At 72.4% G+C, this 4,692-nt stretch carries 4 protein-coding genes; 2 read left to right on the top strand and 2 right to left on the bottom strand.

The genetic code is table 11. The annotated features are described in order from the left end of the window. Together AC1D12_RS25195 and AC1D12_RS25190 are read left to right on the top strand one after the other, a co-directional pair. Positions 1-2,433 (top strand): DEAD/DEAH box helicase (locus tag AC1D12_RS25195; RefSeq protein ID WP_477843620.1); only part of this gene is annotated, 2,433 nt, incomplete at its 5' end. 51 nt (positions 2,434-2,484) lie between these two features. Next, positions 2,485-2,667, top strand: coding sequence for a DUF6496 domain-containing protein (locus AC1D12_RS25190; protein ID WP_477826949.1), 183 nt, complete (start codon positions 2,485-2,487; stop codon positions 2,665-2,667). A 27-nt stretch (positions 2,668-2,694) separates the two neighbouring features. Here AC1D12_RS25190 and AC1D12_RS25185 read toward each other — a convergent pair whose 3' ends face one another. Next, entirely contained in the window at positions 2,695-4,203 is a 1,509-nt protein-coding gene (locus tag AC1D12_RS25185; RefSeq protein ID WP_477826948.1) for a TIGR01777 family oxidoreductase, read from the bottom strand. A gap of 11 nt (positions 4,204-4,214) precedes the next feature. Then, positions 4,215-4,692 (bottom strand): DUF4166 domain-containing protein (locus AC1D12_RS25180; RefSeq protein ID WP_477843618.1); only part of this gene is annotated, 478 nt, incomplete at its 5' end.

Raw genomic sequence — 4,692 nt, 5'->3', positions numbered from 1 at the left:
ACCCTGCAGACCCTGACCCGCGGCGACGGCCTGCTCGGCATGCGGGCGATGAACGGCTTCGGCCCGCGCGGCCCCAAGCTCAGCATCGCGCGCGTCGAGTGGACCTACGAGGCCGCGCCTGGCCTGCACTGGGAGACGCCGGCGCCCACCAGCGTGCTCGGCAAGCGCCCTTCGCCGACCGAGCTGCTGCGCGGCGCGTGGAACGAGCGCGTCGTGCTCGAGCGCGACCTGGCCGGCGAGGCCGATGCGATGGACCTGCTGTGGTCCAGCGGCCTGCGCCCGCTGCCGATGCAGGCGCTGCAGTGGCGCAGCGCCGACGCCGGCGAAGGCCATCCGCAGCTGTGGACCCTGCCCGAGGAAGTGCAGTTCGGCGACTTCTGGCTCGACCAGGTGCCGCGCCTGCAGGGCCACGGCTGGTCGGTGGTGGTGGCACCGGGCTTCGCGCACATGAGCGCGCCGGTGGAGCGCTGGCGGCTGCTGATCGACCCGGTCACCGGCGCCGAGCAGGGGCGCGAGCTGGTCGATGCGCCGTCGCGCCATCAGACGCCGTTCGGGGYGCTCGGGCAGCCGAAGCGCGAAGGCTCGTTCATGGTGAGCCTCGGGATCGAGGTCGACGGCGAGCCGGTCGACCTGGCGCCGCTGCTGGTCGAGCTGTTCAAGCGCGAGCCGCGCTGGCTCGACGCGCAACAGGTGGCCGACATCCCCGACGACAAGATCATCATGCTGCGCCGTGGCAAGGGCGGGCGCGGCATCGAATCGCCGGCCGGCCCGCTGAAGGCCATCGTCAGCGCGATGCTCGACCTGCTGACCGATCCGAAGCGGCAGGAAGGGCCGATGAAGCTGTCCCACTGGGAGGCCCAGCGCATCGAGGCGCTGCGGCTGAGCCTGATGGACACGCAGGCGGCGCGCGCCGGCGAGCACGGCCGCTGGCAGCTGCAGGGCGATGCCGGCCTCACCGAACTGACGCAGCGGCTGCGCGCGGCCGGCACGCCACCGGCGGTGGCATCGCCGGCGGGCCTCGGGCTCGAGCTGCGCGCGTACCAGCGGCATGGCGTGGCCTGGCTGCAGTACCTGCGCGAGCACCGCCTCGCCGGCATCCTGGCCGACGACATGGGGCTGGGCAAGACGGCGCAGGTGCTGGCCCACCTGCTGATCGAGCAGCAGGCCGGGCGGCTCGACCTGCCGGCGCTCGTCGTGCTGCCGACCTCGCTGATCGCGAACTGGCAGGCCGAGGCGGCGCGCAACGCGCCGGCGCTGCGCGTGCTGACGCTGCAGGGCGTCGACCGGTCGAAGCGCTTCGCCGACACCGCGGGCCACGACCTCGTGCTGACGACCTACCCGCTGCTGTGGCGCGACATCGCCACGCTCGCGCAGCAGCCCTGGCACCTGGTGGTGCTGGACGAGGCGCAGATGGTCAAGAACGCCGGCAGCCGCGCAGCCACCGCGCTGCGCCGTCTGCAGTCGCGCCACCGGCTGTGCGTGACGGGCACGCCGCTGGAGAACCACCTCGGCGAGCTGTGGGCGCATTTCGATTTCCTGATGCCGGGGTTCCTCGGCGACGCGCGCTCGTTCCAGAGGATCTGGCGCAAGCCCATCGAGACGCAGGGCGAGACGCTGCGTGCGCAGCTGCTCGCGCAGCGTGTGCGCCCCTTCATCCTGCGCCGGCGCAAGGACGAGGTCGCGACCGAGCTGCCGGAGAAGACCGAGATGGTCCACCGCGTGCAGCTCGAAGGCCAGCAGCGCGCGCTGTACGAGAGCGTGCGCGTGGCCGCCGACGAACTGGTGCGGCGGCTGCTGAAGCGCACCGGTTTCGGCGGCGCGCAGATCAGCATCCTCGACGCGCTGCTGAAGCTGCGCCAGGTGTGCTGCGACCCATACCTGCTGAAGGGCACCGCGATGGCGCCGACGATGGAGCGCGCGAAGCTCGAGTGGCTGCGCGCGACGCTGCCGGAGCTGCTGGAGGAGGGGCGGCGCATCCTGGTGTTCTCGCAGTTCACCGAGATGCTGGGGCTGGTGGCGGACGAACTCGCCGTGCTGAACCTGCCGCACCTGATGCTGACCGGCGAGACGCCACCCGCCGACCGCGGCGACGTGGTGCGGCGCTTCCAGCAGCGCGAGCTGCCGCTGATGCTGCTGAGCCTGAAGGCGGGCGGCGTCGGGCTGAACCTGACGGCGGCCGACACGGTGATCCACCTCGACCCGTGGTGGAACCCTGCCGTCGAGCAGCAGGCGACGGCGCGCGCCCACCGCATCGGGCAGGACCAGCCGGTGTTCGTCTACAAGCTGGTGGTGGAGGGCAGCATCGAGGAGCGCATGCTGGCGCTGCAGCAGCGCAAGGAGGCGCTGGCCGAAGGCGTGCTGGGCGTGGACGGGGAGGCCACCGTGAAATTCAGCGAGGCCGACCTGAAGGCGCTGCTGGCGCCGCTGGCCTGACGGGCATGTCGATTGCCGCGCTGGAGGGTGTTCCCACCCACGGAGATCGACATGGCCACGAAATACGGCAAGAAGGCATCCGAGAAGGTCGAGCGTGCGATGCACGAGCGCCACGAAGGCACGCTGAGGAGCGGCACCTCTGGCAAGAAGGTCACGAGCCGCGCGCAGGCGGTGGCGATCGGGTTGTCGGAGGCGCGCAAGGCGGGAGCGAAGGTGCCGGAGAAGAAGTCGTAGCGGCGCGTCAGCGAGACCCGGACCCGCTCACCCTGAGCTTCTCGAAGGGGCGGGCTGAGCCTGTCGAAGCCCTGGTTCCCTAGCGGCCAGGTCCTCCAACGCCGCCCGAACCCCCGCAAACCTGAACCGATACCCCGCCGCCAGCGCAGCACGCGACACCGCGTTCTGCCCGTCGAGCAGCAGCGTCGCCATCTCGCCCGCCAGCGCGCGCATCGGCGCGGCCGGCATGCGCAGGTGCACGCGGCGGCCGAACGATGCGGCCATCGCCGCCGCGAACGCCGCTTGCGGCAGCGTCTCGGGGGCGACGGCATTCAGTGCGCCGTCGATGTCGTCGCGGTCCATCGCGAAGCGCACCATCCCCACCGCGTCATCGAGGTGGATCCACGGCGCCGCCTGCCGCCCGCTGCCCAGCACCGCACCGAGCCCGAAACGCGCAGCCAGCGCCAGCATCGGGTACGCGCCGTCGCCGCGGCCCAGCACCACGCCGAAGCGCATGCGCACGACCCGCACGCCCAGGGCCTCGGCACGCCGCGCCTCGTGCTCGATCGCGGCGCACAGGTCGGACTGGAACTGTCCCGGGCGCGCCGGGCTCGCCTCGTCGAGCGGCTCGAACGAGCCCTCCGGCGACGCGCCATAGAAACCCACCGCCGACGCGCTCACCAGCACGCGCGGCGCCTGCTGCAGGCGCCGCATCAGGCCGAGCAGCGCAGTCGTCCCGTCGACCCGGCTGGCCAGCAGCTCGCGCCGCCGCGCCGCCGTCCACGGCATGCCGAGCACGCGCGCCCCGGCCAGGTGGACCACCGCATCGATGCGCGTCTCCGACGGGATCGCCTCCAGGCTGTCGACCACCCACACGCCCGGGCCGAAGCCCGCACGGGCCTGCCGCAGGTCGCGTGACAGCGCGATCACGCGCCGCCCGTCGCGCCGCAGGCTTGCCACCAGCGTGCTGCCGATGAAGCCGGTCGCGCCGGTGACGAGCACCGCCGGCTCGATGCGGTGCGACGGTTGCGGCGTCGCTGCCGGCGCGGGCTGCACGCGGCCGAGCCGCCGCACCGCCAGCGCATTGCGCACGCTCCACGCCAGCACGCCGATGCCGTACAGCGTGAACAGCCACGACACCCACGCCTGCGCGCCATGCGGCGTCAGCACGAGGGCGCTCGGCTGCTGCGACCAGCCCCACAGCAGCGGCGCGATCAGCGCGATGAAGGCACCGTAGCTGATCGTCAGCAGCGTGTGCAGCAGCCGCTCGAACGGCGGCAGCGCGCGCGTGCGGTCTTCCTCCAGGAAATCCGCCAGCGTGATCACGACCTCGGCCGCCAGCAGCCCGGCCAGCACCGCGGCGAACGCGCCGCGCCATTCGAACCAGCCCAGTCCGATGAAGACGATGCCGTAGATCGCCTCGCGCGCCGCGTGCAGCGCGAGCTCGTGGCGTGCTGACGCACGCTGTGGCAGCCGCGCCTGCAGCTCGTGGTGCCACAGGTTGTCGAAGGCGCCCATCAGGGCCTGGACGGACAGCAGGAGGAAGAGGGTGTTCATCGCGGGTTCTCTCAGAGTTCAGTGTGCGGATCGGCGAACACGCCGGATTGGTGGAAGGTGCGGCCCCACAGCGGATGCACCATCGACAGCGTGAAGCGGAAGAAGCCGCCGCCCAGGTCGGTGTGCATGACGCGGCAGGTGCCCGGCGTCAGCAGCGCCGGCACCGGCAGGCGCAGCCGGCCCCACACCAGCGAGAAGCCGCGGCTCTGGAAGACCAGCGAGCCGCGCTCCTCGAAGACGTCGAGCGCCATGCTCAGGCCGCCGTCGGTGCGCTCGAACAGGCGGCCGTCGGCGTCGAGCTGCTTCGTCGAGCGCACGGTGCGCACGTGGTTCGCACCGAGCATCGCGTTGCGGTGGAAGCCGCGCTCCCAGACGACACCACCGCGGCCGTCATCGCTGACGCGCACCGTGGTCGTCACGCCGCTCGCCTGGATGCGCGTCAGCGGCCCGCCGAACAGCCGCGTCGCCAGTGCATACAGCGCGCCGATG

The sequence above is a fragment of the Rhizobacter sp. P1_G5 genome, assembly GCF_056405435.1.
The sequence above is the reverse complement of the archived record's forward strand: the minus strand, read 5'-3'. Positions and strand labels throughout refer to the sequence as shown.

Bases quoted from the DNA above. Each gene is read 5' to 3' on its own strand.
- AC1D12_RS25190 (WP_477826949.1), top strand. From the start codon at position 2,485: ATGGCCACGAAATACGGCAAGAAGGCATCCGAGAAGGTCGAGCGTGCG.
- AC1D12_RS25185 (WP_477826948.1), bottom strand. From the start codon at position 4,203: ATGAACACCCTCTTCCTCCTGCTGTCCGTCCAGGCCCTGATGGGCGCC.